This window comes from Streptomyces sp. TS71-3 (genome assembly GCF_018327685.1).
Classification (GTDB): Bacteria; Actinomycetota; Actinomycetes; order Streptomycetales; family Streptomycetaceae; genus Streptomyces.
Map to the genome: position 1 here is coordinate 3592684 of NZ_BNEL01000001.1, position 26370 is coordinate 3619053.

The window sequence follows — 26370 nt, forward strand, 5'->3', positions numbered from 1 at the left end:
TGGGCGCCTAGTTGATCCGGACCATGGCGGCCTTCAGGACCGCCTCCAGCGCGGCCTGCACGGTCACGTTCTGGGTGCCGTTCACGGTCACCGACCCGCCGCGGACGTCCACGGTGCCGTTCTGGGTGCCGTTCACCGTCACCGTCCGGCCCCGGATGTCCACGCTGCCGGTGCCCGCGTCGAGCGTGATCCCGGTAGGCGTCAGCGACACCGAGCTGATCGTCCGCCGGCCGCCGGCGCCGAGGACGTTCAGGTCGATCCGGTCCTTCTCCGCGTCGAGCAGCACTTCGAGGCGCTTGTCGCCGCTCGCGAGCCGGACCCCCGAGGGGCCCCCGCGCGCGTCGAGCAGCTCCAGGCGGTGACCCGAGGGGGACACCAGCGAGCGGCGGTTGAGCTTGCCGTCGGTGGCGTTCACCAGGGGCACGTCGTGCGGCGAGGGCGCGTCGACGCCGTTGTAGAGGCCGCCCAGCACGTACGGGCTGTCCAGCGAGCCCTGCTCGAAGCCGACCAGCACCTCGTCGTTGACCTCCGCGCTGAACACCCCGCCGCCCTGGGCGCCGCCCCACTGCACCGAGCGCACCCAGTCGCTGACGTAGTCCTCGGACAGCCACGGGAACCTCAGCCGCACCGAGCCGCGCTGCGCACCGCCCGGCTCGCGCACGTCGCTGACGATGCCGATCGCGAGGCCCGGCATCCGCATCCCGCGCGGCACCGCGTTCCCGCCCGTCACCAGGCCCGACAGGGAGCGGTCCGGGGCGGCGCTCACCACCACCGTGGTCCGGTAGCCGCCGCCCGGCTCCAGCACGTGGTGGACGGCGGTGGCCGTGTAGCGGCCTGAGAACTGGGCGCCGACGTTGCCCAGCGCCACCGGCACCCCGGCCCGCAGCTTCGGATTGCCCTCCGCCACGGCCTCCACCTCCGCGAACCCGGCGCTCACCGACGCGGCCAGCGACCCGGCGGCTGCCATGGCGGCGGCCTGGGTGCGGTACGGGGTGTCGGCGACCGTCATCCGCGCGCCCGCGCCGAACCGGCTCGCCGTCGCGGGGCTGAGGCCGGGCACGGCCGTGCCGCTGCGCACCGACGGCTCCCGGGAGACCACCGCCCGCTTGGCGGTGACGTCCCAGCCCCGCACCTCCACGCTGTCCGCACCGTCGGCCCCGGTCAGCGCGGCGCGCAGGGCGAGCAGGTTGCGGCCGTGCTCCAGCACCAGCGGGTTCTGCGTGGCCGGCGTCGAGGGCGCCGGGGCCCCCGAGGCGGGACGGGGGCGGACGAACTCCAGCTTCCCCTGGTCGTCCACCGTCAGCTGGGCGCCGCTCTCCTGCGCCAGGTACTGGAGGAACTCCCAGTCCGAGACGTTCGGCTGGGAGATCTGCTTGTGCGCCACGTCGGCCGCCTGCACCCGCCCCAGGGGCAGCCCCGCACCGGAGACGATCTTGCGCACGATCGCGGACGTGGTCATGTTCCGGAACGCCACCACCTTGCGGCCGCGCATCAGCCGGTGCGTCCTCGCCATCGCCCGCACCACCGTGAACGCGCCCGTGGTGTCGCTGTCCAGCTCCAGCGCCGTCACCTCGCCGGTGAACAGCCGCTCGCGCGCGTTGCCCTGCACGGTGACCACGGAGATCGTCAGCTGCGTGCCGAGGGTGATGCCGGTCTCCTGGAGGAAGTCGTGTCCAGGGTCGCGGTAGGTCAGCACCGCCGCGTCGGGCAACCCCGTGCTCTCGTCCACCACGCAGCTGACGAGCTGCGTCACCCACGCGGGCGGCAGCTCGCCCGGCGCCTGAACGATCGGGTCCGCCGCGAACGAACGGCCGCCCTGCGCCTCCGGTGTCGTCATCGCGCGTCACCGCCCGCCGCCTCGCCCCGCGCGTCCCCGCTCCGCTCCAGACGCGGCACCACCAGCTCGGTGCCCGGGGCCAGCGCCATCGGGTCGTCGATGCCGTTGGCCTCCGCGATGGTCCGCCACGCCGTCGCGTCCCCGTACTCGCGCCACGCCAGCAGCGGCAGGTTGTCACCGGCGACCACCTGGTGGGTGCTGTGCGCCTCCCGCGCGCCCGACGTCGGGTTCTGCCCCGCCGGGTCAACGCTCGCCTCCTCGATCGACAGCGAGCAGGTGGCCCGCAGCGGTTTGCCGTCCACGTCGAACAGCGTGTACGAGACGGACAGGCTGGACAGCACCCCGTCGAACGACGTCGTCTTCGAGGTGCCCCAGTCGAACCGCACCCAGGGGCTCGCCGGCGTCTTCCGCGCCAGGCTGCGGGCCGTCGGCACGCACGCCGTCATCAGCTGCTCCACCGCCTTCTCCACGGAGTTGTCGTGGGTGGCCGTGGCGTCCAGGAAGACCTCCAGGGACAGCGAGCGCGGCCCGCTGCCGACGAACTCGGGCAGCGCGGACTGCCCGGCCATCCGCGACGGCGTGCGGCGCCACTCGGTCGTCTTGGACAGCGACAGCTGCGCCGGGTTGAACTGCAACTGCACCCGGGCCAGGGTGCCGCCGGGCCGGGCACCCACCTTCGCGGGCGGCTCCATGATGGTCAGCTGGGCACGGGCACGGCTGGTGCGGATCGCGGGGGACACGGTGCTCCTCCCTCCTCGGGGCGGACGGCGTCACGGATACGGGGGCTGCGGGGCGGGGCGGTGGGCTGTGGTGGCTCTCCTCGGGTGCGGGTCGGCGGGCGGTCAGGGTCAGGAGGGGCGCAGCCCCTCGTGGGCGATCTCCAGGGTCTCGACGGCGGCCTCGGAGGTCGCCGGGTCGAACGACGGGCCCTGCCAGCGGACCGGCACGGCGCCCAGCACCTGCCAGCTCACGATCGGGCTCAGGTCCGGCTTGAGCGCCACGATCTCGCCGTCCTTCGGCTCCACCTTGCGCAGGATCTCGTCCAGCCACCGCGCGATCTTGGCGGTGTCCGCGGTGACCGGGCGGGTCAGGGTGATGTTGGTCCAGGTGATCCGGCCGGGCAGCTGCCACGCGAAGCCGTTGTTGCCGCCCTCCGCGTACTGCTCGATCTCCACCTCGGCACCCAGGCCCGAGCAGGTGTGGAACGCGCCGAGGTCGTTGCCGCCGATGGCCAGCTTGAAGAACACGCTGGTCGCGAAGATGCCGTCCGTCATGCGTCGTTCCGTTCTCTGCTCGGCCCGTGCGGGTCGGTGGGCGGTTCACGCCGGTCCCCCGGATCGGGGTCAGCGGATCGGGGTCAGCGGTGCCGGTCGTACGGGCGGCCGGCGCGCTCCCTGCCGCGTCTCAGCTCCGCCCTGAGGAGCCGGCCGACCGGGTCGAGCAGCCGGCGCGCCAGCTCTTCCAGGTCGGTGCCGGTGAGCCCGCCGGGTTCCGCCGGAGCCGGTGCGGTCGAGCCGCTCGTGCGCGGCGGTGCGGGCGCCCCGGCCGGCGGGCCCACCGAGCGCGGCTGGACGGCGGTCAGGGGGACCCCGGAGATCCCGGCGGCCGCCGCGGCGCGCTGCACGGCCCTGGCCGTGGCGTCGGGGATCCCCTGCGAGGACGCGGCCCGGGGCGGCGCCGCCCGCCGGTCGCCCCGGTGAGCGGATCCCGCCGGAACCGTTCCGGGCGCGCCGCCGCCTTCCGCGCGCCTCTCGGCACGCACCGGCAGGCCGGGCAGGGCGTTCTCGGACGGCGCGCCCGCGGTGAGGAGATCGGGCGGGTCCACCGTCACCGGCATCCGCTGGACGGACACCGCGGCGGCGGCGGGGCCGGGGTCCCGGGGCGGTGCGGGGCGTACGACGGGGACGGGGCCGGTGCGGTCCGCGGGGGCGGGGCGCGAGGTGGGCGGGGCCGCGGGGGCGGGGTCGGCGGCGGTCCGTTGAACGTGCGCGAGGGGGGAGCCCTGGGCGGAACGGGGGGTGTGCGGCGGGAGGGGGGTCCTCGGCGGCGGCACGGGGTGCGTGGTGTTCGGGGTGGCGGAGGCGGGGGGTCTGGCCGGGGAGGGGGTGTGGACGGTGGGGTCTGTGCCGGGTTGTTCGCGGGGGGCGGTCGTCCGGCCGGGGTGGCGGGCGGGGCCCTGGCGGCGCTGGACGGGCGTGGCCCCGGTCGCACCCGAGGGGCCGGATGCGGTGGGTGACGGTGCGTCCGCCGGCGCACCCGGTGCGGGCTCCCGGCGCCAGGTGGCCGTCACCACGGGAGGACGGTTTCCGGTGGCGGTGGCCGGGGCGGTGGCGGAGAACCCCGCGGGGCCCTCTGTGCGAACGGTCAGCGGGCGGTGGGCGAGCAGGCCGCGGGTGCGGATGATCCCGGGGCCGGCGACGTCGGGAGAACCGCGGTGGACGAGCGGCATGGGCGCGCCGCCCGTTCCCGTGCCGTGCGCTGCGGAATCCGGTGCGGGGTTGGCTCCCGCGAGCCGCTGGAGGTGCCCGGGGTGCCCCGGGGTTCCGGCGGCTCCGTGCCCGCCCGCCGGGGAGGCCGGGCCGCCGCCCTGCCCGGACGTCGCCTTGGACGCGTGGGCCGCCCGGCTCGCCGTTTCCGCTGCTCGCTGCACGTGGGCCGGGGTTCCGGAGCCGCCGCGGTCCGTGGCACGGCCGCGGGGTGTGCCGGTCCTTGCGCCGTCCCCGGGCCCCGGAGTCCGACCGGTGCCGGGGGTGCCGGAACCGCCGGACCCACCGGGACCACCGTGCCGTTGGCCGCCCGGACCCGAGCCACTGCCCCCGGCCCCGGTGGACGCGGGCCCGCTGCCGGGGCCCGAGCCCGCCGGCCGGGAGTCCTGCGCGGCGTGCCAGGCCTCCACGGCCCTGCGCAGTTCGGGCAGGGCGGCAGCGGCGGCCGCCCTGGCCCGTGATGGGGTGTCCGTTCCCGTGACCGGCATCGACGGCGGCGCGTCACCGGCATGGGCACGGTCGCGCCCGCCGGGGCCACCGAGAGGAACGCCGACGGACGCGTCCTGGGCGCCCGCGGACCCATCGACGCCCGCCGCACCGCCCGACTCGCCGTCCACGAAACGCTGCACGGGACGGTTGCCGAGGAGCGGCGCGCCGCCGGAGGGGACCGCCGTGCCCGGCAGCGCGGCCAACGGGGCGCCGAGGCCGCCGCGGGTGGGGGGCCGGGGCGCACGCGTCTCACGCGGTGCCGGGGGAGCGGCCGGCCCGGAGGGTTCCCGAGCACCGGGCGGCGGCGTGGCGTCCGTGCCCGTGGGCGCCTGTTCGGCGGGGCTGCGCTGCACCACCGGCATCGTTCCGGAGCCGGAGCCGGAGCCGGAGCCGGAGCCGGAGCCGGAGCCGGAGCCGGAGCCGGAGCCGGAGTCCTGGCCGGACCCGGTGCCGGGGGAGCCCGGCCCCGAGAGCGGCGCGGCCGTCGCGGGCAGCGCGGACAACGGCTCGCCCAGCGCCGGGCGCACCCCCGCCGGCCCACGGCCCGTTCCGGAGGCTCCGGAGCCGGAGGGCCCTCCGTCCCCCGCCGCGCCCGCCCCGGCTCGGGGTCCGGATCCGGGCGCACCGCCGGCGGATCGGGCCACGCCTTCGCCCCCTCCCGGCTGACCCGAGGACGGCGCCAGAGCTGACGAAGCCGCCGAAGCCGATGAAGCCGCCGAAGCCGATGAATCCGCGGAAGCCGACGCGGAAGCCGTTGAAGCCGATGCGGTGGACCCGAGAGACCCCGCGCGCTGGACAGGTCCCGCCGCCCCGGAACCCCGTGCCGACCCGCCGGAGCCCACCGTGCCCGTGCCCCCGGCGGTTCGGACCGGCGGCGTCACAGCGGTGAGCCGCCGCATGGGCATGGCTGGACGCCGAGCCACCGTCAGCGCCTGTCCGGTCCGGTGCGGGCGCACCGGCGCGGGTCGCGCCGGGCCCGCCGGGCCTGCGGCGGCACCGAAGCCCGCCGCGGCATCGGGCCCGCTCACGGCGAGCGGCCCGGACGCCTCCGCTTCCCCGCGCCGCGCTGCTCCCACGACCGGACCGACCGCACCCGCGTCAGGCCCCGCGCCCGAGCCGGCGGGGGAGCCCGGAACCGGTCCGGCCGCGGACAGCAGCAGTGGCCCGCCGTTCCCGGAGGCACGGCGGGCGGTGCTTCGCGCGGACGGGCGGGCCACGTCGTGCAGCAGCCCCACCGGCGCCGACGGCAGCACGGCGTGGCCCAACTCCTTGTGGAAGGCGGGGCTCTGCCAGGCGGCGAGGCCCGCGCGGAACCGCAGCCCGTCGCTCACCCCGAGCGCGGTGCGCGCCACGGTCAGCACGGGAGGCGCCGTCCGCCGCCACCCGCCGTCCCACGCCTCGGGAACAGCCGTCACCCGCCCGCCGATCACGGACGCACCCGCACCCGCGCGCGCATCCGCGGTCCCGCGCCCGGCGCCCGGCTCGCCGCCGGGGTCCGCCACCGCACCGTCTCCGGAAGCCGGAGAACCCGTGGCGACCGGCGCGCCCGTCGCACCCGAAGCCGCACCCGACCCCGAAGCCGCACGCGAAGCCGTAGCCGCGTCGTGCCCCGGGCCCGCCGCACCCGGCGCCGCGCGCCGGAACACATCCCGGATCCGCACCCCGCTCACCCGCCTTCGTTCACGCGGGTGTTGATCCGCGCTATCTCCCGCACCCACTGCCTGCGCTCGTCGTGGGTGAGGTCGAGGATGTCCTCGCGTTGCCAGTGGAAGTGGTAGGCGATGTACGCGATCTCCTCCCGCAGCCGGGGGAGCGCGTACGTCACGATTCCCCCAGGCGCCCACCCGAGAGGTCGATCTCGAACGAGCCGTTGCAGTGGGGGCAGGTCACGGCCGCGTGCGTGTGGCCCTCGCTGTTGATCCGCCGGTAGAAGTCCTGGAGGAACGCGATGTCGGTGGCGTACATCCGCTCGACGACCCCGGCGTGGATGTCCGTGACCGTGCCCAGGCGGGTGATCACCTGGCTGAGCAGCACCACGCTGAGGTACGCCGGGTTCTCCTTGACCCGCAGGTCGATCTGCGGGCGCAGCTCGTCGCGGGCCGTGGCGAGCCGCATCGACCCGCTGCGGTGCAGCACCCCGTCGTCGTCGAGGTAGCCGCGCGGCAGCTCGAAGTCGAACTCGGTGCGCAGCGCGTGCCGCTCGGGCCGCCCGGCCGCGGCGGCCGCCGCGGCCGGGGCCTGGGTGGGATCCGGTGCCTGCGCGGGTGCCGCCGGCTCGTCGCGGTCGGGAGGCCGGGTGGTCTGGAGGATCTCCTCCAGGGTGTTGGCAGTGACGGTCCGCCGCCTCATTCGACCACGATCTCCTCGAAGGTGATGGTCACGGTCTCGGTGGCGGCCGTCGACTCACCGGCCTTGAGCGACGGGCCCTCCCACTTGCTGGCCCAGCCCTGCATCAGCTGGATGCGCCGCACGGTCGCGCCCGTCGAGTCCTTGATCTCGATGGTCAGGTTCTGCCGTGCGGTGTCCACCGCGCCGTTGTTCAGCGTCTCCTTGATCCACTTGGTGAACTCGCTGCTCTTGTCCAGGCCACGGGTGATCGTCACCTCGCCGGCCTGCCGTGCGCCGGGCTGCTTGCGGATGATCTGCTTGCCGTCGGAGGTCACCTGGCGGACCTCGACGACCTCCTCCTCCACGGTGAGCCCGCTGATCTCCTGGATGGACTCGACGAGGTACCCGCCGAGCTGCACGCCGAAGACATGCGTGGAAAGAGCGTCACCCTCTGCCATGACTGTGTGTCACCTTCCGGAACGGGACCGGCCTGCTGCGGGCCGGTCGCCTTGCTGGCGCGGGCCGCCGCGGGCCCGCGGATCACTCGTTGACGAGGCTGGTGCTGTCGGAGAACTGGGCGAGCCGGAACACCACGAACTCGGCGGGCTTCACCGGCGCCACCCCGATCTCGCAGATCACCTGGCCGAGGTCGATCGACTCCGGCGGGTTGTTGTCGCGGTCGCACTTGACGTAGAAGGCCTCCTCGGCGGTGCGGCCGAAGAGGGCGCCGCGCCGCCACTCCTCCGTGAGGAACGCCGTGACGTTGCGCCGGATGCTCGACCAGAGCCGGTCGTCGTTCGGCTCGAACACCACCCACTGGGTGCCCAGCAGGATCGACTCCTCCAGGTAGTTGAAGAGCCTGCGGACGTTCAGGTAGCGCCAGGCCGGGTCCGAGGAGAGGGTGCGGGCGCCCCAGATGCGGATGCCGCGGCCCGGGAAGGCCCGGATGCAGTTGACGCCGATCGGGTTGAGCAGGTCCTGCTCGCCCTTGCTGAGCCTGACGTCGAGGTCGACCGCGCCCCGGATCACCTCGTTCGCGGGGGCCTTGTGCACGCCGCGCTCGGTGTCGCTGCGGGCCCACACACCGGCCACGTGGCCGCTGGGCGGGACCGTGGTGTTGCGGCCGGTCGCCGGGTCGAACACCTTGATCCACGGGTAGTAGACGGTGGCGTAGCGGGAGTCGTACCCGGCGGTGTCGTTGCGCCAGGTGCGGGCGTGCTGGGCGGGCAGCGTCGGCGGCGTGTCGAGGACGGCGACCCGGTCGCCCATCTGCTCGCAGTGGCTGATCACCGCGAGCTGCACGGTCTTGACGCCCTCCGCGTCGATGTCGCCGCGCTGGTGGGCGCTCATCAGGTCGGGCACCGCCACCATCGTGATCTCGTCGATCGCCTCAAGACCCGCGAAGCCCGTGCGGGCGCCGGCGTCGCCGACGTACTCGGTGGGGCTGAGCGACTGCCCGGCCGGGGCCGGCGAGGGGCCGGCGCCCAGCGCGAGGGTGCCCTTCTGCGGGCGGCTCGGTGCCACGCCCGCCTGCTCCTCGGCCCGCACGAGCTTGGACTCGCGGAGCTGGGTGAGGACGTACGCCTTGACGTTCTTGCGGGTGGAGACGTCGAAGGTCTCGGCGACCTTGCCCTCCTGCCGGACGACCAGCCGGAACCGGTCCTCCGGCGGGTTCTCGCCCTCCGCGTCGGCGACCTCCACGGTGATGCCTGCGCCCGCGCCGGGCAGCGCGGAGACCAGCAGCCCGCCGATCTCGACCGGCGCCGGCTCCTGGGCGCCGGCGCCGTCCGCGCCCTGCGCGGGGCCGCCGATCCGCACCACGTACGCGCTGCCGCCGCCGTTGGCGAAGTAGCCGTAGACGGCGTGGGCCAGGTAGGTGCCTTCCGTGAAGCCGCCGAAGGCCTGCGTGTACTGGTCCCAGTTGGTCACCAGCGTCGGCTGGTGGAACGGACCGGCCGCGGCGAAGCCGACGAAGGCGGCGACGGCGGTGCCGACCCCTTCGATCGGCCGCGCTCCGGACTGGACCTCCTCCACGTACACGCCGGGGGTGAGGTACGACGGCATGCTCGCTCCTTCGGTGTGGCCACTGACGTCGCCTCAGAGCGTCGCGGGCCTGACGGCCCGGCCAACAGGGCCCGGCGACCCGCTCTCGGGGCAACGGTGATGCCTTCCGGGGCAACCCCGGTATCCCTGGGGGCTCCCACGTCCCACATCCCTCGGCGCACCTGCGGTGCCGGACGGCTACGCGTCCCTGTCGGGGCGCCTGTACGCGGGGCTTGGCCCCGGCGCACCTAGGGGCGCGGGGAACTGCGCGACAAGCCACGACGACACCGTCAGGTCGTCACCGTCCCGAGGGGGCTGGTTCTGTCGCATCCGGACCACCGGTGGGTGGGTGGTTGCTCGCGCAGTTCCCCGCGCCCCTTTCGGGGCGGACCCGTACGTGGGGCTTCGCCCCGGCCCACTTAGGGGCGCGGGAACTGCGCAGACCAGCCAGGAGACACCGTCAGGTCGCCACCATCCCGAAGCGGCAGTCGGGGTCGCCGCCGGGCCACCGGCCGGTGGTGGGCCGGGGCGCCCACGGGCGACTGCTCGCCGCTAGGCGACCTGGACGGAGTCCAGCCAAGGGCCGAACTCGCTCTCCAGGACGAGTCGGCCCAGCTTCCGGTACTCCTGCATCACCGCCGACACGACCTGAGCCATCCCGAGCGGCCGCCCCGCCTCGGCCGCGAGGTACGCCGCGGTCACCGCGCACGCCCTTATCGAGCCGCCCGCCAGCTCGAAGCGCCGGGCGCAGAAATCCAGGTCGAGCCCCTCGTCGCGAGGCAGCGCGGCGCCCAGGCAGCGGTCCCAGAGGGCGCGCCGCTGGGCCTCGTCGGGCATCGGGAAGTCCGCGACCACGTCGAGGCGCCGCGTGAACGCCTCGTCCAGGTTGGCCCGCAGGTTGGTGGTGAGCACCGCGATGCCGTCGAAGGACTCCATGCGCTGCAGCAGGTAGGCCGACTCCACGTTGGCGTGCCGGTCGTGGGCGTCCTTGACCTGGGAGCGGCGGCCGAAGACCGCGTCGGCCTCGTCGAAGAGCAGGATGCCGTTGACGCCGGCCGCCTCGGTGAAGATCCGCTCCAGGTTCTTCTCGGTCTCGCCGATGTACTTGTCCACGACCGTGGAGAGGTCGACGACGTACAGGTCCATGCCCAGCTCCGCCGCGACGACCTCCGCCGACATCGTCTTGCCGGTGCCGGACTCCCCGGCGAACAGCGCGATCACCCCGCGCCCCCGGCCGCCGCCGGGCCGCATCCGCCACTGCCCCAGGACCTGTTCGCGGTGCCGGGCGCGCAGCGCCAGCTCGTGCAGCTGGCGGCGGGTGGGCTCGGGCAGCACCAGGTCGGCCCAGCCGACGACCGGTTCGATGCGGCGGGCGAGGCGTTCGAGGCCGGCGCCGTTCTGGGCGCGCACCGCGGTCCGCAGGTCGTCGCCGTGCACGGCCCGGCCGTCGGCCGCTGCGATGCGCACGGCCACCGCGGCGGCCCGGTGCACCTGTTCCGCGTCGAGACGGTAGGACGCGACGGCCGCCGCCAGCTCGTCGTCCGGCGGCAGCACGGCCGGCGCCCGGTCCGCTCCCGCGGCACCCGTGAGCGCGTCGCGCCACTGCCGCAGCCGGTGCTCGGCGGTGAGCGGGGCGACCGTGAACGGCACCGGGCCCTGGCTGGTCCACAGCGGATCCCAGCCTCGCGCGCCGTACGTGATCAGGGGCAGCCCGGCCGCGGCCGCGCAGACCTCGCGGAGCAGCCTGGCCCGTTCGGGGCGCTCGGGCGCCAGCGTCTCCAGCGGGCCGAGCACCAGGCCGCCGGAGCTCAGCCGGGCCTCGGTCGCCAGCACCTGCGGCAACTCCTCCGGGACCGGGCCCGCGGTGAGCGCGGCGATGTCCAGGACCAGCGGCCTTCGGCCGCAGTGCAGCAGCGCCTCGACGGCGAGGCCGCCCGCGTCGCCGCCCCGGTCGTGCAGGTGCACCAGACCGCTGCCGGTGGCCGCGGCGGCGGCCACCCTCGTGGTGAGCGGGTCGGCCGGCCGGCGCCCGGTGCCGCGCCCCGGCCGGACCAGGCCGTGCAGCCGGGCGTCCGGCTCCTCGTCGCCGAGCAGGTGGGCGGTGACCCGGTCGGGCACCCGCAGTACCCGCGAGAGCAACGGGCGGTCGGCCTCGAAGAGCTGCACGAGGCCGCCCGCCACCAGCGGCGCCGCCGGCGAGAAGCGGAACCGGGCCGGGCCCGCCGGAGGCACCTCGCACAGCTCCAGCGCCAGCCCGATGGTGGCCCGGCGCCGCGTCAGGTCGTCGTTGAGGTAGCCGTAGAGCCGCTCGAAGCGCGCGTCGATGTCCGGGGCGAGCGCGACGAGCAGCAGTTCCACGTCCAGGGGGAGCAGGCCGAACGCCGCGGCGAGCCGCTGTAAGCGGGTGACGGGCGCGCCGGGCGGCTCCCCGGGCCCGTACACGGCGTGTTCGCCGCCGGCCGGCCGCGGTCCGGCGCCGCCCGCCGCGAGGGCCGACGGCGCGTGCAGGATCCGGTCGGCCTCCTCCGGGGTGAGGTACTGGCCGCGGTACGGGTCGTCGGGGTCCGGGTCGTCGGCCCTGCGCGACTCGACGGCCCGCCGCACCCGGTCCTCCACGCGGCTCAACCGGGTCCACAGGTCCCCGAAGTGGTCCGCGGGCTCGGTCGCGCGCGCCGCGCCGGCCGTGGCGTGCGCCCCGCCGGCCGCCGCTCCCTGCGCCCCGCTCGCCCCTCCGGACGATCTGACCGGCTCCGGGCCGGCCCCGGAGCTCACCGGACCGTCCCGCCGCGCCGGCGCCGGCCGGGCGGCAGCGGCCGGTCGCGTTCCGCGGTGAAGCCGTCGGCGCCCGGGTCGGTGGCCTCGGCGTACCGCAGCCGGCGGCCGGGACGCTCGCGCGCGGGCCCGTCCGGACCCACCGGTTCCAGCGCGTCTTCCGTTTCCGCGCTCCCGGCTGCGCCCGGCCCGAGCACGCCCCCGGCACCGTCCGGACCCCCCGCGACCCGCGAGCCGTTGCGCTCCTGGCCCGCCCGCAGCACGAGCCCCTCCGTGACCGGCGGGCCCACTGCGCTGCGCTCGCCCGCGAGCGGTGCCGACACGCGTAGCTCGACCGCGGCTTTCAGCTCGCCGCCGAGCGCGGACCACACGTCCGACGCGGAGGGGCCGTCCGGCCCGGGCGAGCCGAGGGCGAGGCCGACCGGCAGGCCCAGCTCCGCGAGCGAACCGGTCAGCATCTCGCGCGGCAGCACGTCGGAGTGCGCCAGGCAGCGCAGCACCTGGGAGAGCAGCCGGTGCTCGTCCTGCGGCCGGTTGGTCCACGCGGTCACCAGGTAGGTCAGCTCGAACCACCGCGGGGGGCTCCGGCGGGCGACGACGGCGCCCGCCTCGTCGTACTCCGCGGCGCTGCCCGACTGCCGGCGGCCCGCGTCCTCACGGATGTCGTAGAGGAAGACGCTCACCGTCGGGGCGTTGCGGCGGGCCGACCAGTCCTTGGTGGGCGCGTCGAAGACCAGGTCCACCCCGCCGTCCACGATGCCGCCCTCGGCGAGTAGCAGCCGCAGTGCCTCGTCGACTTCGTGGATCACCCGTGCACCGTCCGCTCCCGGCTCACCGGCGCGTCACCTCGTCCGGCGGGCCGATCGTCCCGCTGACCACCAGGAACGGCGTGGTGACCGGGCTGAAGCCGGGGCCCTTCGCCGTGATGGTGCGCTTGCCCGTCTGGTCCTTCGCGAGGATCAGGAGCTGTCCCGCGAACCTGCCGCTGCGGGCCGCAGGCGTGGGAGCCGCGGCGGCGGTGATCCCCGGCTTCCAAGTGAACCGCACCGGTGCCCCCGGCGGGAAGTCCACGCCGCGCACCGACGTCACGAAACCGGGCTTCCCGATGGGGGGCACCGCCACGATTTTCGGCTGGAGGATCCGCAGCATGGTGCGGGCGGTGTTGTCGCCGGGGTCGGCGTCGGTGCCGGTGGTGGTGAGCCGCGCGGTGACGGTGGCCTTCTTGACGGCCTTGTCGGGCCGCAGCACCACGCGCACCACGCTGGAGTCGCCCTGCTTCAGGTCGCCGAGCGCGCACTGCCCGTCCGTGCAGCCCGCGGGCAGCCGGTCCCGGGGGATCCCGGCGGGCAGGCCGAGGTTCAGCCGCAGCCCGGTGGCGAGCGCGTCGCGGCCGTTGCGGACGGTGTAGGTGACGACGACCCGGCCGCCCACGTAACCCGGGTTCGGCTGCGCCTTCACGGTCACCGCGGGACCGGCCTCCGGCGCGGGCGGCGGGTTGTCGGCGGGCGGTGGCGGGTTGTCCGGGGGCGGCGACCCGGGCGCGGCGGTGACCGGTACGACGGTCTCCGCGGCGTTGTCGCCCGGCTCCGGGTCGACCACGGCGCCGGTGACGGACCAGCCGAGCCGCTGCTCGCCCTCGGTGACACCGGTGATCTCCACGGACACCGGGACGCTCGCGCCGGGCGCCAGCACGCCCAGGTCGCAGTGGAGCGCCGCGGCGTCGCAGCTCCCGGCCGGGGTGGTCAGGCCCTCGACGCGCACCCCGGGCGGCGGCGCCACGGTCAGCGCGGTGCCGGGCGAGGGCGAGGGGCCGTGGTTGGTGACGGTGACCGTGACGGTGGTGTGCGCGCCGGTCTGGAGCGGCGGCAGCGTGGCGGGCGCGCCGACGGCGAGGTCCACCGACTGCTGGAACGCGGGCTCCTTCTGACGGCCCGGCAGGTCGGCCCCGAGCGGCGTCATGGTGCCGTCCGCGGGGTCGACCAGCAGCAGTTCCTCGGGGGAGTTGGCGGCGAGGGCGCGGCGCGCGGTGAGCACCAGCTGCGTACCGTCGGCCGACCAGGCCACGTCACGCGGCTGGTAGGGGCCGGCGGCGGTGGTGTCCGGCAGCTCGTTCGAGCAGTCGCCCTGCCCGGCGGGCAGCACCACCCGGCAGCCGCCCCCGGTGAGCGAGGCGACGAGCACGCCGTCGCGCTCGTTGACCCGGCCGGCGCCGTCCTTGCGGTTGAACGCGACGCTGGTGCCGTCCGGCGAGAACGCCGGGCTGTCGTCGATGACCTGGCAGCTGCCAGGGCAGGCCCTGGCGCTCAGGTCCTGCTGCCGGTCGAGGGCGTCCACCGGCACGGTCCAGACGTGCTTGTTGCCGCCGGTGTCGTCAATGGTGGCGCTGCGGGTGAACGCGATCCGGGTACCGTCGGACGACCAGGCGGGCTGGGCGTCGTTGCCGCCCTGGCCCTCGGGCTGCTGGACGGCGCCGATGATCCGGCCGGTGGCGACCTCGGCGATCAGCACCCGGCTGGGCCCGGCGGAGGTGCCCGTGCCGCCCGGCGAGGTGCGGGTGAACGCGATCCGGGTGCCGTCCGGCGAGATGGCCGGGTCGGTGTCCCAGTCCGTGGGGCCGCGGCCGGCCAGCGGCAGCACCTTCGGGTTGGCGCCGTCGGCGTCCGTCAGCCAGATCCGTTCGATCCGGCCCGCGTCGGTGTCCTCGAAGCGGGTCACGATGATCCCCCGGCCGTCCGGCGTGTAGCTCTGCCGCTCGGTCCAGGGGTCGAAGCCCTCCCCGGGCTGGAACAGCGGGTCGGCGGAGGGGTCGGTGTTGGTGTCCGCTGCCGGGTCCTCGCGAAGGATCGGCACGCCCAGGTCGCGGGGGTCGGTTCCGTCCGGGCGGATGTCCTGGAGGGTCGCGGTGTGCGACCCGTTCACTTCGGACGAGACCGCCTCGGCGGTGGTGCGTGTGACGACGACGTGGCCGCCCTGGGGGCCGTCCAGCCAGGTGGGCCCGTCGTCCAGGCGGTTCTCGCTCAGCAGTATCTGGGCGGTGTCCTCGGAGTGCGTGACCGCCTGGTAGATCAGGTCGAAGTGGGTGTCGCAGGTGCAGGTGTGGTCTGGGCTGACGAACAGGACGGAGTCCCCGCCGGGCAGCCAGTCCGCCGACCGGGTGCGCCAGCCGGCCTGCTCGCCCGCGAGCAGGGGCTGATCGTCGCCGCCCGCGGCGGTGACGACGTACAGGCGCGGGTCCCGCGGCACGGGCGCGTCGTCCACGCTGCCCGCGCGGGCCGCGGCGGGGGCGGCGTACGTGAGGGCGGACGTGAGGAGTCCGCGGTCGGAGGGCGTGGCGTCGGGTGGGGGCCCACCGGTGGGTGCGTCCGAGGGGCCGTCCGCCGGGGCCGAGGGCGCCGAACGGGGCGTGTCGCTCGGCGGGTCCGTCGGGTAGCTCACCTGCACCGGATCGAGGGTGTAGGCGATGAGGTCGCGGTGGGCGGCGTCGCCGACCGGGTTCCACACCGGCTGGGTGGCGTTCCCGGCGAACGCGCTGGTCACCGCCCGCGGTGTGCCACCGGACAGGTCGCGTACGTAGATCTGCCAGCCCGTCACGGCCGCGTCGCCGGTATAGGCGATCCGGGTGCCGTCGGGGGAGACGGTCGGCGATATCTCCGCCGCGCGGGTGTCGGTGAGGCGGGTGAGGCCGGTGCCGTCCGTGCGGACCAGCCACAGGTCACGCTGGGTGCCGCCGAGGCCGTCCGGCTCGGCGGCGTCGAACACCACGGAGCGGCCGTCGGGGGTGAGCCGGGGGTGCGCCGCGTCCAGACCGGTGGTGAGCCGGTGCACCGCGCCGCCCGCGTCCCGCAGGTACACCTGGGGCCGCGGCTCGTCCCGCAGGCTGGTGAAGACTATCTGGCCGCCCCGCGCCGACGCCTGCTGGTCGAAGTGGGCCGGGCCGGGGCCGAAGAGGGGGTCGCTGCGCCCCGGGTCCGTCACCTCGCCGAGGCTGCGGTGCGCGGTGCCGGCGAACACGATCCGGCCCTCCTGGGCCGCGCGCGGCGTTCCCTCGCCCGATCCGGGACCGGACACGGCCCCTGCGGTGCCGGCCGCCAGCGAGGCGGACAACAGCACCGCGGTTGCTGCCAGTCTGGCCGGCCGGGTCAGCCCGCCCGGTCCAGCGGTGCCGATCACGGTCCACCTCACTGTCTGGGCAACGACCCTGCGGATACGGCTCTCTGCCGGAAGTCTCACCGCCCCCCGCCACCCCGCCCAGGCCCCGGGGTCCCGCCCTCGGGGCAACGCTGGTGCCTTCCGGGGCCATGCGGCGGGGGCATGCGGGGGGTTGCTCGCGCCCACGCGGCGGTGCCGCGTATCGGCACACCCCGCCCCCCTCGATCGGGGCGCAGCCCCGCTCTCAAGGGGCGCGGGGAACTGCGCGACCAGCCACGACGGACCGTCGGTTCGTCACCGCCCCGAGGGGCAGTCTCTGTCGCATCCGGACCACCGGTGGGTGGGTGGTTGCTCGCGCCCGCGCGGCGGAGCCGCATGTCGATATAGCCCCGCGCCCCCAGGTGGGCCGGGGCGGAGCCCGGCCTTGAAGGGGGCGCGACCCTGTCGACGTGCGGCTCCGCCGCGTGGGCGCGACGGGCGACGACAGGACCGTCAGGTCATATCAGCCCGTGCCGCATGGCGTACCCCACCGCATGCGCCCGGTTCCGCAACTGAAGCCGCGTCGACAGCTCGTGCAACACGTTCTTCACCGTCCGCTCCGAGTACGACGTCTTCTCGGCGATCTCGACGGTGTCGAACCCCTCCGCGACCAGCCGCAACATCTCCACCTCCCGGGCGGTCAGCGTGGAGAGGGTGAGCCCCCGGGGATCGAGCACGGTGCGCTGGAGGCTGCCCACGTGGTCGAGCAGCTTGCCGAGCAGGTCGCCGGGGAGCACTCCCTCGCCGCGGGCCAGCGCGGTGACCAGGTGCACCAGGCGGTCCTGGTCGGCCTCCGCGCGCCGCAGCACCGCCGCGACCCCGCACTCGATCATCGTCTGGAGGGAGTTCGCCTCGAAGGCGCCGACGACCAGACCGGTGCGGGTGGAGGCGTTGCGGCGGAGCTTGGTGAGGAGTTTGACGGCGGACTCGTCGACCGTGTCCACCACGACCAGCGACGCCTGCGCGCGGTCCGCCTCGGCGTCCGGCAGCAGCTCCACCTCGGGCCGCTGCCGGAGCTGGTGCACCACGCCCGCCTGTAAGATCAGGTCCCCCGCGTAGACCGCGACGGAGACTCTGTCCTGCCTGGCGCGGCCAGTGGCCCGCCCCGCCGCGGTCGGCGCGATGAGCCTGCGGTGCGGGCCGCCGCCAGGGCCCCGTGGTGCCGCGGTCCCGCTCCCGTCCGCCCCGTCCGGCCTGGTCTGGGCCGGGAGGGTCTTGTCACTGTTGCTCAATGGTCTTCGACCTCCGTCGTGCGCAGGGGTTCCACTGGGGGGTTCGCCGGGGTTCGTCAACTGGTCGATACGTGAACTGGTCGATACGTGGTCGCGAAGTCGGTGAGCGGTCGATGAGTGGTCGATGGGTAGTGGTCGCTTCGGTGGTCACGCCGGGCAGCGGCCCGCCGTTTTGGGCGTACCCGGGGCACTGGGACAGGGGACGGGCTCCGTTGCACCGTCGCCCGTGGCGGATCGCTGGTCCGACCATCCGGTCAACGCCGGGGCACCGCAGTGGTGTTCCGCCGGGGCACCGGGGCTGCCCGCCCGTTGCCCCCGGGCTCCTGCCGGACGGCGGGCACTGCCGCCTACCTTCGGCCCGTGACCACTGCAGCCGAAATCGCGGCCTCCACGGTGACGGTGTCGCCTGGCGGCACGGCGACCACGACCCTGACCGTGCGCAACGACAGCGACATCGTCGAGGGTTACACGCTCGAAGTGGTCGGCGACTGCGCGGCGTGGAGCATCGTCGAACCCGCCCGCGTGTCCCTCTACCCCGGCACGTCCGAGACGGTGACGGTGCGCCTCACGCCGCCGCGCTCGTCCGACGTGCGTGCCGGAGAAGTCCCCCTCGGGGTGCGGGTGCTGCCCGCGGAGCGCCCGGAGTCGGTGGTCGTGCCCGAGACCACCGTGCACATCGAGCCGTTCTGGGAGCTGCGCACCGCACTCGAACCGAAGCGCCGCCGCGGCTGGCTCGGCGCCCGGTACCGCACCGCGCTGCGCAACCAGGGCAACACCCCCGTCACCGCGGGACTGACGGCCGGACAGGCCGGCGAGGACCTGAAGTTCGCCTTCGACCCGAGCGGGCCCAGGCTGGAGCCCGGGGAGTCCGCCGAGGTACGGCTGCGGGTGCGCACCCGCAAGCTGATCTGGTTCGGCAAGCCGGTCACCTGGCCGTTCACGGTCGACACCGCCCTCAGCGGCGAGGGGCTGCCCGAGGACGGCCCCGCACTCCAGCCGGGCCGGCCGGCGCCTCTGGAAGGCGAGTTCGTCCAGCTCTCCGTGCTGCCGAAGTGGCTGCTGGCCCTGCTCGCGGCGCTGATCGCGCTGCTGCTCGCGTGGTTCGCGCTGGTCAGGCCCGCGGTGCAGAGCACCGCCAAGGAGGCCGCGAAGGAGGCCGCCAAGAACACCCCGCCGAGGAACGACGGGGCCGGGCAGGGCGGCCAGAAGACCCCGGGCGCCACGGGAGGCGGCAGCGGGGATGGGAGCGCTCCCGGAAGTGCGAGCGGCGGAGGCGGTGGCCAGGGCGGCACCGGCGGCGGAACCGGAACGGCCGCGGGCGGCGGGCAGTACTCCACGACCCTTGAGGTCAACGTGGGGCCCGGCGGCAGGAAGGTCGGCACCTACAAGGTGGACCAGGGCAAGGTCTTCAGCGTCACCGACATCGTCGTCGCCAACTATCAGGGCGACGAGGGCCTGCTGACCATCACGTTCGGGGAACGCACCATCACCACGATCGCCTTGGAGACCTTCCGCAACCAGGACTACCACTGGGTCACCCCGATCGAGATCCCCGAGAACGCCACGGTGACCGCGGACGTCACTTGTCGAAAGCCCGGCACCCCCGCTTCCGGGAAGCAGGCCTCCGGCTGCGCGGAGGTGCTCAACGTCAGCGGTCGGCTGAGCGACCTCAAGCACTGAACTCAAGAACTGAACCAGACGGGCGCCGACCACACCAAGCGGCGCGCCGTCGATCAAAAGGGGCGCACGGAGGCGCTCGGGTGGTGCACGCCGAGTTCTCGCCAGGGTGCCATGGTCTCGCCAGGGCGCCCTGGCCCCGTCACCCTGGTCGCCGGCCGGGCCCGTGCCCGGCGACCTCCTTGCCGGCGTCGGATGCGGCGCCGGGCCTCCGTTGATGGCGCGGCCCGTGCGGCCCGTGCGGCTCGCGCGGCCCGTGCGGCTCGTGCGGCTCGTGCGGCCCGCCGTGCAGCAGCAGGGTCGGCCGCGGCTCCACCACCCAGCGGAAGGCGTGCCGTACCGGAGGCGTGCACAGCAGCGTCACCGCGCACCCGGCGGCCAGCGTCACCGCGACCTCGCCGAGCGGGCCGTGCAGCCAGGGATGGTCGTACCAGCCGGCGAACAGCGCGCCCTTGATGAGGAAGCCGTGCAGCAGATAGCCGTACATGGTGCCGGTGCCGAGCGCGCTGAACCAGGTGCGGCGGCGCGGCACCCAGGCCAGGAAGCACGCCGTGAGCGCCAGCGAGCAGGCCAGCAGCCCCGCCGTCATCGCCGGGCCCGCCCACCAGGGCGCGCCCAGCTCCTGGGCGCTGTTGTCGTGGTAGAACCACACGTAGTCCATCCGCGGCACCGCCCAGTACGCCACCAGCACGGCGGCGGCGAGCACGGGCAGTGTCGCCAGCCGGGCCCGGCGGGTGCGCAGCGGCGCCAGGTGCCCGGGGCGCAGCCGCAGTCCCAGCACGAAGAACGGCAGGAACTGCAGCACGCGCTGGAGGTCGAGGTCGTCCCCGATCGAGGGCGACATGGACGCGAGCGCAGCCAGGGCGAGGGCGATCGGCAGCGGATGCCGCAGGGTCCGCCAGAGCGGCGTGGTCAGCCGCCAGACGAACAGCGCGGGCAGGAACCACGTCAAATACCAGGGATCGAGCAGCGATATCGGGTTCGACGGATCGCCGGCCGCTCCGCGCACCAGGAGCGCGTACGCCGTCTCGAAGATCACATACGGGACGGCGACCCCGCTGACCAGGCGCCCGAGCCGGCTCGGCCGGGCGTCGAAACTGCGCGAGAAATAGCCGGAGATGAGGATGAAGGCCGGCATGTGGAAGGTGTAGACGCTCATGTAGACCGCGTCCACCGTCCGGCTGCCACTGAGCAGCGGTTCCCATGAGTGGCCCATCGCCACGAGCACGATGGCCAGGTACTTGGCGTTGTCGAAGTAGGCGTCCCGCGCGGGGGCGGGGTGCGTTCGGGGTCCTGTTAAGAAAGTCTCGGACATGTCATTGGTGCTGCTCACCCGTGACGCGCCCGGCAAACACATCCGCGCGCCCGGGGCCGACCGGCCGCCGCCGCACCGGCCACTGAGCGGCCCGCCCCCGGCCGGGCCCTTCCCCTGCGCGGGCCCGGCCGAGGTCCCCCCATCGACATGGCATCGATGAGCGCCGGCCGAACCGCAGCGAGCCGAGAGGCCACCACGTCCCTCGCCCTGCCGCCGCGGAACGGCTCAGCACTGCCGAGAAGCGGGTCCCCTACCGGCTCCTCACGTGTCAACTCTGCCCAATCCGGGGAGCGCTGCTCAATGACCTCTTTGCACAATGACCGCCGCAACGGGTTTCCGCTTGCTGCGCGAACCGGCGCCGGCCGCCCACCGGGCGCCCGAACGGCCCAGGTCAGACGGGCGGGTCCTGCTGATCGACCGTCCGGAAGGCGAGCCTCAGGTCGTAGAGCGACGAGGGCCCGTTGAGCAGGGAGCGCTCGGTGATCTGCTCGATGCGCAGCAGCCGCTTGCGGATGGCCGGTACGGACAGGTTCAGCGACGTCGCGGTGGCGGCCACGTTCGCGTCGCTGTCCAGCCAGGTGCGCAGGGTCACCCCGAGATGGGCGTCGGCCCTGCTTATCCCGTCGAGCAGGGCCGTGGCCCAGTGGAGCACCTCGGGTGCCGCGAGGAGCCGGTCCAACGGCACGGCGTCCTGCTCGGTCGGGCCGTGGCGGCGGTCGAGGATGCGCAGCGCCAGGTCGAGTTCGGCGCACGTCGACAGGTCGTGCACGTCGTCGCCGAGGAGCTCGCCCAGGAGCCGCAGCCGGGCGGCGAGCGTGTTGCGGTGGATCTTCAACAGCCGGGACGCCCGGGTGGAGAACGCCAGCCAGGCGGTGAGGGTCGCACGGAGCTCCCCGGCGTCCGGGTCCTGGGGCCGCCGGGCCCGGTGGTCAAGCAGCGGGCGGAGCCTGCGGTACGCCCACCCGTAACCGGACCTGTCGATCAGGCTCGGGAGTTCCGTCCGGGAGCTGAACGTCGCGCACCGCCCCGCGCCGCTCCTGGCGACCGCGAGCGCGTGGAACGCCTGCTCGTAGCCCGACGCCGTGTCCCGCAGGGCCACGGCGTGCCCGGCCCCGACGTAGCAGCCCGGACGGTTCCTCACCCAGGCCTGCAGCCCGTCGTTCAGGGCGCGGTCGGCCTCCCGCGGGGCCGACGGGGCGAGGATGATCAGGTGCCGGGTGTACACCGGGCAGCGGATCAGCCAGCCGTGCCGGCCGGTCGCCTGCTCACAGCTGCGGACGGCCTTCTCCCGCAGGCCGGGCGGGCACTCGACGACGTAGACCCGTATGACATCGGCGAGCCGGGTGCCCAGGGCGCCGGTGACGCGCCGGGCCTCGTGCACATGGCCCGTCATGAGCAGGTGCAGAACGGCTTCCCTGGTCGTGGCGTCCGCCTGCTCCGTCGCGTCCCGCTCCCGCTGGAGCTCCTCCACCCGCCACCGCAGCCACAGGTATCCCGACGCCTCGGTGACCATGTCCCGCATCGGGGAGAGCGCCCCCTCCCACGTGACGACGAGCGTGATCCGCGGATCCTCCGCGCCGACAGCGGCGACGTACACCGTTCTGGACCCGGCGTCCAGCGCGGCGGACCGGGCCCTGCCTGCCGCGACACGCCGGATCATGCCGTCGACCGGCGCCACCATCTCCTCCGGCAGGTGCGACAGCGCTTCGCGGGCGTCCTGGTCTCCGGTGACGACGACGGCCTCCCCGTCCACCTGCCGCGCCAGCCACCCCAGCAGAAGCCGCAGGCCGTCAGGCCGCAGAGCGAGCTGCCGCAGGGTCTCGCGCCGGCCGACCTCAGCTATGTCGATCATGCTCTCCGTGCTTCGTCCGAAAGCCCGTATCGGTCACCCGTACCGGTACGACGTCGACGGGGCGCACGCACGGCCGTCTGGCCGCCTCCGCTCGGCGCGCCGCCGCCTTGGCGAGTCCCCAGGATGCCATCCGAACTCCTGTCCATTGGCCGATCCGGGCACATCCGGTCACCGCCCGCCCCGCGACGGTCCGAAGCGGACGGTACGGTGAGGCGGCGGCGCCCTCCCCCGCGGGCGGGGCCGCCGGACACCCACCCCAAAGGACCAGGACGCCATGCCCGAACCGGACGAGGCCGGGGCCGCTCCCGGCGCCCCCGCCATCGTCAGCAGCGCGCCGGGCTCGTTCGCCCACGGCGTCCTCACCGAGCGCCACCCGGCCCTGATCGAGCGGGTCCGGGGCGCCTTCCCGTACGGGCCCGAGCGCCTGGCCGCCCTGGACGGGCTCGCCCGGGAGATCACCGGGCCCATCGAGCCGCTCGGTCCGGGCGCCGCCGACGGCGGCCTGTGGGAGCGCTGGGGTGCTCCGTACTTCGGCCGGCCCTGGCTGGACGCGCCGTTCCTGTGGGCGGAGAGCTACTTCTACCGCAAGCTCCTCGACGCGGTCGGCTGGTTCGCCGAGGGGCCCTGGAAGGGCATCGACCCGTTCCGCCCGTTCAAGGAGGCGGAGCTGGGCACCGCCGAGGCGCGCGAGGAACTGGCCGTCCTCGACCGGCTCGCGGCGCGCCCCCCTCACGAGCAGGACGCCGCCCTCCTGCACGGAGCCCTCTGGGGCAACCGCGCCGACCTCGGCTTCCGCCTCTTGGCAGGCGACGGCGCCGGAGAAACGGACGACGGCACCCCGCTGGTGGCCGACGACTCCGCGGCGCTGTGGTCCCTGCTGCCCGCCGGGGGCGGCGCCACGCTCCACCTCGTCGCCGACAACGCCGGACGCGAACTGGTGCCGGACCTCCTGCTGGTCGACCATCTGCTGGCCGGCGGGCGGGCGGCCCGCGCCGTGCTGCACGTGAAGCCCCGCCCGTACTACGTCTCCGACGCCACGATGGCCGACGTGCTGGACTGCCTGCGGCACTGCCGGGCCGCGGGCGGCGCCGCCGCCGAGGCGGCCGGCCGGCTGGAGGAGGCGCTGCGGGACGGCCGGCTGGACGTGTCGGCCCACTCCTTCTCCTGCACACCGCTGACGTACCGGCAGATGCCGGACGACCTGCGCGGCGCGTTCGCCGGGGCGAGCGTCACGCTGTTCAAGGGCGACCTCAACTACCGCCGTCTCGTCGGCGACCGCCTCTGGCCCCCGACCACGTCCTTCGCCGAGCGCACCGCCCACTTCCCGTCGCCGGTTGCCGCTCTGCGGATCCTCAAGTCCGACGTGATCGTGGGCCTCGACCCGGACACGGCCGCGGCCCTGACCGCCGCCCACGGCGAGCGGTGGCGCACGAGCGGGGAGCACGCGCTGATCCAGGTGCGCGGGTAGGCGGCTGGACGGCGGTTCCGGCGCCCCGCCCCGTGCGGCCCGCGCAGCCAGGCGGCCGTGCCGCCGTCACCCCCGCCCGGACGCCAGCTCCGTGCGGATCTCCCGGGCCGCCGCCACCAGGTTCTCCAGGGACGCGCCGGCCTCGGGCCAGCCGCGGGTCTTCAGGCCGCAGTCCGGGTTGACCCAGAGCCGCTCGGCGGGGATGTCGCGGAGCGCGTCGCGCAGCAGGGCCGCCGCCTCCGCGGTGCCGGGCACCCGCGGCGAGTGGATGTCGTACACGCCGGGGCCGACCTCCCGCGGGTAGCCGTAGCCCGCCAGCTCGCCCGTGACCCGCATGTGGGAGCGGGCCGCCTCCAGGCTGATCACGTCGGCGTCCAGCTCGTCGATGGCCTCGATGATGTCGCCGAACTCCGCGTAGCACATGTGCGTGTGGATCTGCGTGCCGGCGCCGGCCGCGCCGGTGGCCAGCCGGAACGCCTCGACGGCCCAGGCCAGGTAGGCGGCCCTGCCGCCGGCGCGCAGCGGCAGCGACTCCCGCAGCGCCGGCTCGTCGACCTGGATCACGGGCGTGCCCGCGGCCTCCAGGTCGCGCACCTCGTCGCGCAGCGCCAGCGCCACCTGCCGCGCGGTCTCGGCACGCGGCTGGTCGTCCCGGACGAAGGACCAGGCGAGCATGGTGACGGGCCCCGTGAGCATGCCCTTGACGGGGCGCTCGGTGAGGGACTGCGCGTACGAGATCCAGTGCACCGTCATCGGCTCGGGCCGCGAGACGTCCCCGGAGAGGATCGGCGGGCGGACGTACCGGGTGCCGTAGGACTGCACCCAGCCGTGCCGCGTGGCGACGTAGCCGGTGAGTTGCTCGGCGAAGTACTGCACCATGTCGCTGCGCTCCGGCTCGCCGTGCACCAGCACGTCGAGCCCGGCCGCCTCCTGGAAGGCGACCGTGTCGCGGATCTCGGTCCTGATGCGCTCCTCGTACGCGGCGGTGTCGATGCGCCCGGCGCGCAGGTCGGCGCGGGCCGTGCGCAGGCCGCCGGTCTGCGGGAACGAGCCGATGGTGGTGGTCGGCAGCGGCGGCAGCGCCAGCCGGGCCCGCTGCTCGGCGGCGCGCCGGGCGTACGGCTCCGCGCGGCGGGCGTCGGCGTCCGTGACGGCAGCGGTCCTGGACCGCACGGCGGGGTCGCGGGTGTGCAGGGACTCGGCGCGGGAGGCCAGCGCGGCCCGGTTGGCGGCCAGTTCGCTCTCCACGGCGCCGGCGCCGTGCGTGAGGCCGCGGGCGAGGGTGACGACCTCGCCGGCCTTCTGGCGCGCGAACGCCAGCCAGCCGGCGACCTCGGGGTCGATCCCACGCTCGGCCGTCGCGTCCAGCGGTACGTGCAGCAGCGAGCACGAGGCGGCCACGTCGACCCGGTCCGCCAGGCCCCGGAGCGCCGCCAGCGTCGTCAGGGACGCCTGGAGGTCGTTGATCCAGATGTTGCGGCCGTGCACCACGCCGGCGACGAGCCGCTTGCCGGGCAGGCCGCCGAGTCCGGTGAGCATCTCCAGGTTCGCGGCCCCGGCGGACCCCGGGGTCCCGGCGGGGCCGGACTCGGCGAAGTCCAGTGCCAGCCCTTCGACGGGCGCCCGTGCGAGCACCGGCAGCGCCTCGCCGAGCCGTTCGAAGTAGGACGCGACCAGCAGGTGCGGCCGGTCCGGGCGGGAGCCCAGGTGGTGGTAGGCGCGAGCGAGCGCGGCCAGCTCCGCGGGGGTGCGGTCCTGCACGAACGCCGGTTCGTCGAGCTGCACCCATGCGGCGCCCGCGCCGTGCAGCGCGGTCAGCACCTCGGCGTAGACGGGCAGCAGGGCGTCCAGCAGGGTCAGCGGGTCGAAGCCGGGCGGGGCGTCCGGCCCGGGGTGGGACAGCAGCAGGTAGGTGACCGGGCCGAGCAGCACCGGGCGGGCGGTGAGGCCGAGCGCGCGGGCCTCGCGGAACTCCGCGACCTGCTTGCCGGGGTCCGCGGTGAAGACGGTGCCGGGGCCCAGCTCGGGCACCAGGTAGTGGTAGTTGGTGTCGAACCACTTGGTCATCTCCAGCGGCGCGGTGTCCTCCGTGCCGCGGGCCATCGCGAAGTAGCCGTCGAGCGGATCCGCCGCCACGGCCGCGCGGTGCCGCTCCGGGACGGCGCCGACCATGACCGAGGTGTCCAGGACGTGGTCGTAGTACGAGAAGTCGCCGGTCGGCACCTCGTCGATGCCGGCCTCGGCGAGCTGCCGCCAGTTGTCCCGGCGCAGCTCGGCCCCGGTGCGGTGCAGGGCCGCGGCGTCCGCGCGGCCCCGCCAGTAGCTCTCGATCGCCTTCTTCAGCTCGCGGTGCGGGCCCTGGCGGGGGTAGCCGTACACCGTTGCCCCGGCCGGTGGGGCGCCGGGTGATGCGGTCACGGGAACGCTCCTTTGCGACGGGGGGGTGAAGCGGGCAAAAGGGTGCGATTTGCCAGGGTAGTGCGTACCGCCCGCGCGGCGGAGCCGCATATCGGCGCGCCCCGACCGTGGGGCTGCGCCCCGGCTGGTTTCGGGTGCCCGTGTGTGGGGCTGCACCCCGGGCTGCCCAGGGGCGCGGGGCTGTGTCGGATGTGCGGCTCCGCCGCGTGGGCGCGACCAGCCACGACTGGGGGCACCTCCCACGCCTTTCAGGCAGTGGGGGACG

General features: G+C 75.1%; 17 protein-coding genes. 2 read left to right on the top strand and 15 right to left on the bottom strand.

Translation table 11 applies throughout. The annotated features are described in order from the left end of the window. Positions 1–7: 7 nt before the first annotated feature. From Sm713_RS14560 to Sm713_RS14615, 12 genes are all read right to left on the bottom strand, one after another. Positions 8–1837: a VgrG-related protein gene (locus tag Sm713_RS14560; RefSeq protein WP_212910046.1), complete on the bottom strand. Its 1830-nt coding sequence runs from the start codon at positions 1835–1837 to the stop codon at positions 8–10. Next, positions 1834–2577 carry a LysM peptidoglycan-binding domain-containing protein gene (locus Sm713_RS14565; protein WP_212910047.1) on the bottom strand — a complete coding sequence of 248 codons (744 nt, stop codon included), beginning with the start codon at positions 2575–2577 and terminating at the stop codon, positions 1834–1836. The genes Sm713_RS14560 and Sm713_RS14565 overlap by 4 nt, the downstream gene beginning before the upstream one ends. A gap of 108 nt (positions 2578–2685) precedes the next feature. Beyond that, the gene (locus tag Sm713_RS14570; protein ID WP_212910048.1) at positions 2686–3111 is read right to left on the bottom strand and encodes a phage tail protein; all 426 of its coding nucleotides are present in this window, start codon (positions 3109–3111) and stop codon (positions 2686–2688) included. 83 nt (positions 3112–3194) lie between these two features. After that, positions 3195–5456: a hypothetical protein gene (locus Sm713_RS14575; protein WP_212910049.1), complete on the bottom strand. Its 2262-nt coding sequence runs from the start codon at positions 5454–5456 to the stop codon at positions 3195–3197. A gap of 1022 nt (positions 5457–6478) precedes the next feature. Continuing rightward, positions 6479–6637 carry a DUF6760 family protein gene (locus Sm713_RS14580; RefSeq protein WP_212910050.1) on the bottom strand — a complete coding sequence of 53 codons (159 nt, stop codon included), beginning with the start codon at positions 6635–6637 and terminating at the stop codon, positions 6479–6481. Further along, positions 6634–7161 carry a hypothetical protein gene (locus tag Sm713_RS14585; protein ID WP_212910051.1) on the bottom strand — a complete coding sequence of 176 codons (528 nt, stop codon included), beginning with the start codon at positions 7159–7161 and terminating at the stop codon, positions 6634–6636. Before Sm713_RS14585 ends, Sm713_RS14580 begins: the two co-directional genes overlap by 4 nt. After that, positions 7158–7598: a phage tail protein gene (locus Sm713_RS14590; protein ID WP_212910052.1), complete on the bottom strand. Its 441-nt coding sequence runs from the start codon at positions 7596–7598 to the stop codon at positions 7158–7160. Before Sm713_RS14590 ends, Sm713_RS14585 begins: the two co-directional genes overlap by 4 nt. Positions 7599–7680: 82 nt before the next feature. After that, positions 7681–9204 (bottom strand): phage tail sheath subtilisin-like domain-containing protein, encoded by a 1524-nt coding sequence (locus Sm713_RS14595; RefSeq protein ID WP_212910053.1) that lies wholly within the window; start codon positions 9202–9204, stop codon positions 7681–7683. Between the two features lie 531 nt (positions 9205–9735). Further along, complete coding sequence (locus Sm713_RS14600; protein WP_212912011.1) at positions 9736–11820, bottom strand: ATP-binding protein; 2085 nt, start codon at positions 11818–11820, stop codon at positions 9736–9738. Between the two features lie 131 nt (positions 11821–11951). Further along, the gene (locus tag Sm713_RS14605) at positions 11952–12764 is read right to left on the bottom strand and encodes a DUF4255 domain-containing protein (protein WP_212910054.1); all 813 of its coding nucleotides are present in this window, start codon (positions 12762–12764) and stop codon (positions 11952–11954) included. Positions 12765–12786: 22 nt separating this feature from the next. After that, the gene (locus Sm713_RS14610) at positions 12787–16125 is read right to left on the bottom strand and encodes a hypothetical protein (RefSeq protein WP_249416293.1); all 3339 of its coding nucleotides are present in this window, start codon (positions 16123–16125) and stop codon (positions 12787–12789) included. 476 nt (positions 16126–16601) lie between these two features. Beyond that, the gene (locus tag Sm713_RS14615) at positions 16602–17267 is read right to left on the bottom strand and encodes a LuxR C-terminal-related transcriptional regulator (protein ID WP_212912013.1); all 666 of its coding nucleotides are present in this window, start codon (positions 17265–17267) and stop codon (positions 16602–16604) included. Positions 17268–17735: 468 nt separating this feature from the next. Between Sm713_RS14615 and Sm713_RS14620 the strand changes: the two genes are divergently transcribed. After that, the gene (locus Sm713_RS14620; protein WP_212910055.1) at positions 17736–19055 is read left to right on the top strand and encodes a hydrolytic protein; all 1320 of its coding nucleotides are present in this window, start codon (positions 17736–17738) and stop codon (positions 19053–19055) included. A gap of 139 nt (positions 19056–19194) precedes the next feature. Here the strand turns inward: Sm713_RS14620 and Sm713_RS14625 are convergent, their stop codons facing one another. Together Sm713_RS14625 and Sm713_RS14630 are read right to left on the bottom strand one after the other, a co-directional pair. Then, on the bottom strand, positions 19195–20367 hold the full coding sequence (locus Sm713_RS14625) for an acyltransferase family protein (RefSeq protein WP_249416294.1): 1173 nt from the start codon (positions 20365–20367) through the stop codon (positions 19195–19197). A gap of 391 nt (positions 20368–20758) precedes the next feature. Next, positions 20759–22219, bottom strand: a complete 1461-nt coding sequence (locus Sm713_RS14630) for a helix-turn-helix domain-containing protein (RefSeq protein WP_212910057.1) — start codon at positions 22217–22219, stop codon at positions 20759–20761. A gap of 274 nt (positions 22220–22493) precedes the next feature. Between Sm713_RS14630 and Sm713_RS14635 the strand changes: the two genes are divergently transcribed. After that, positions 22494–23687, top strand: a complete 1194-nt coding sequence (locus Sm713_RS14635) for a damage-control phosphatase ARMT1 family protein (protein ID WP_212910058.1) — start codon at positions 22494–22496, stop codon at positions 23685–23687. 66 nt (positions 23688–23753) lie between these two features. Here Sm713_RS14635 and metE read toward each other — a convergent pair whose 3' ends face one another. Further along, entirely contained in the window at positions 23754–26105 is a 2352-nt protein-coding gene (gene metE, locus Sm713_RS14640) for a 5-methyltetrahydropteroyltriglutamate--homocysteine S-methyltransferase (protein ID WP_249416295.1), read from the bottom strand. Positions 26106–26370 lie beyond the last annotated feature (265 nt).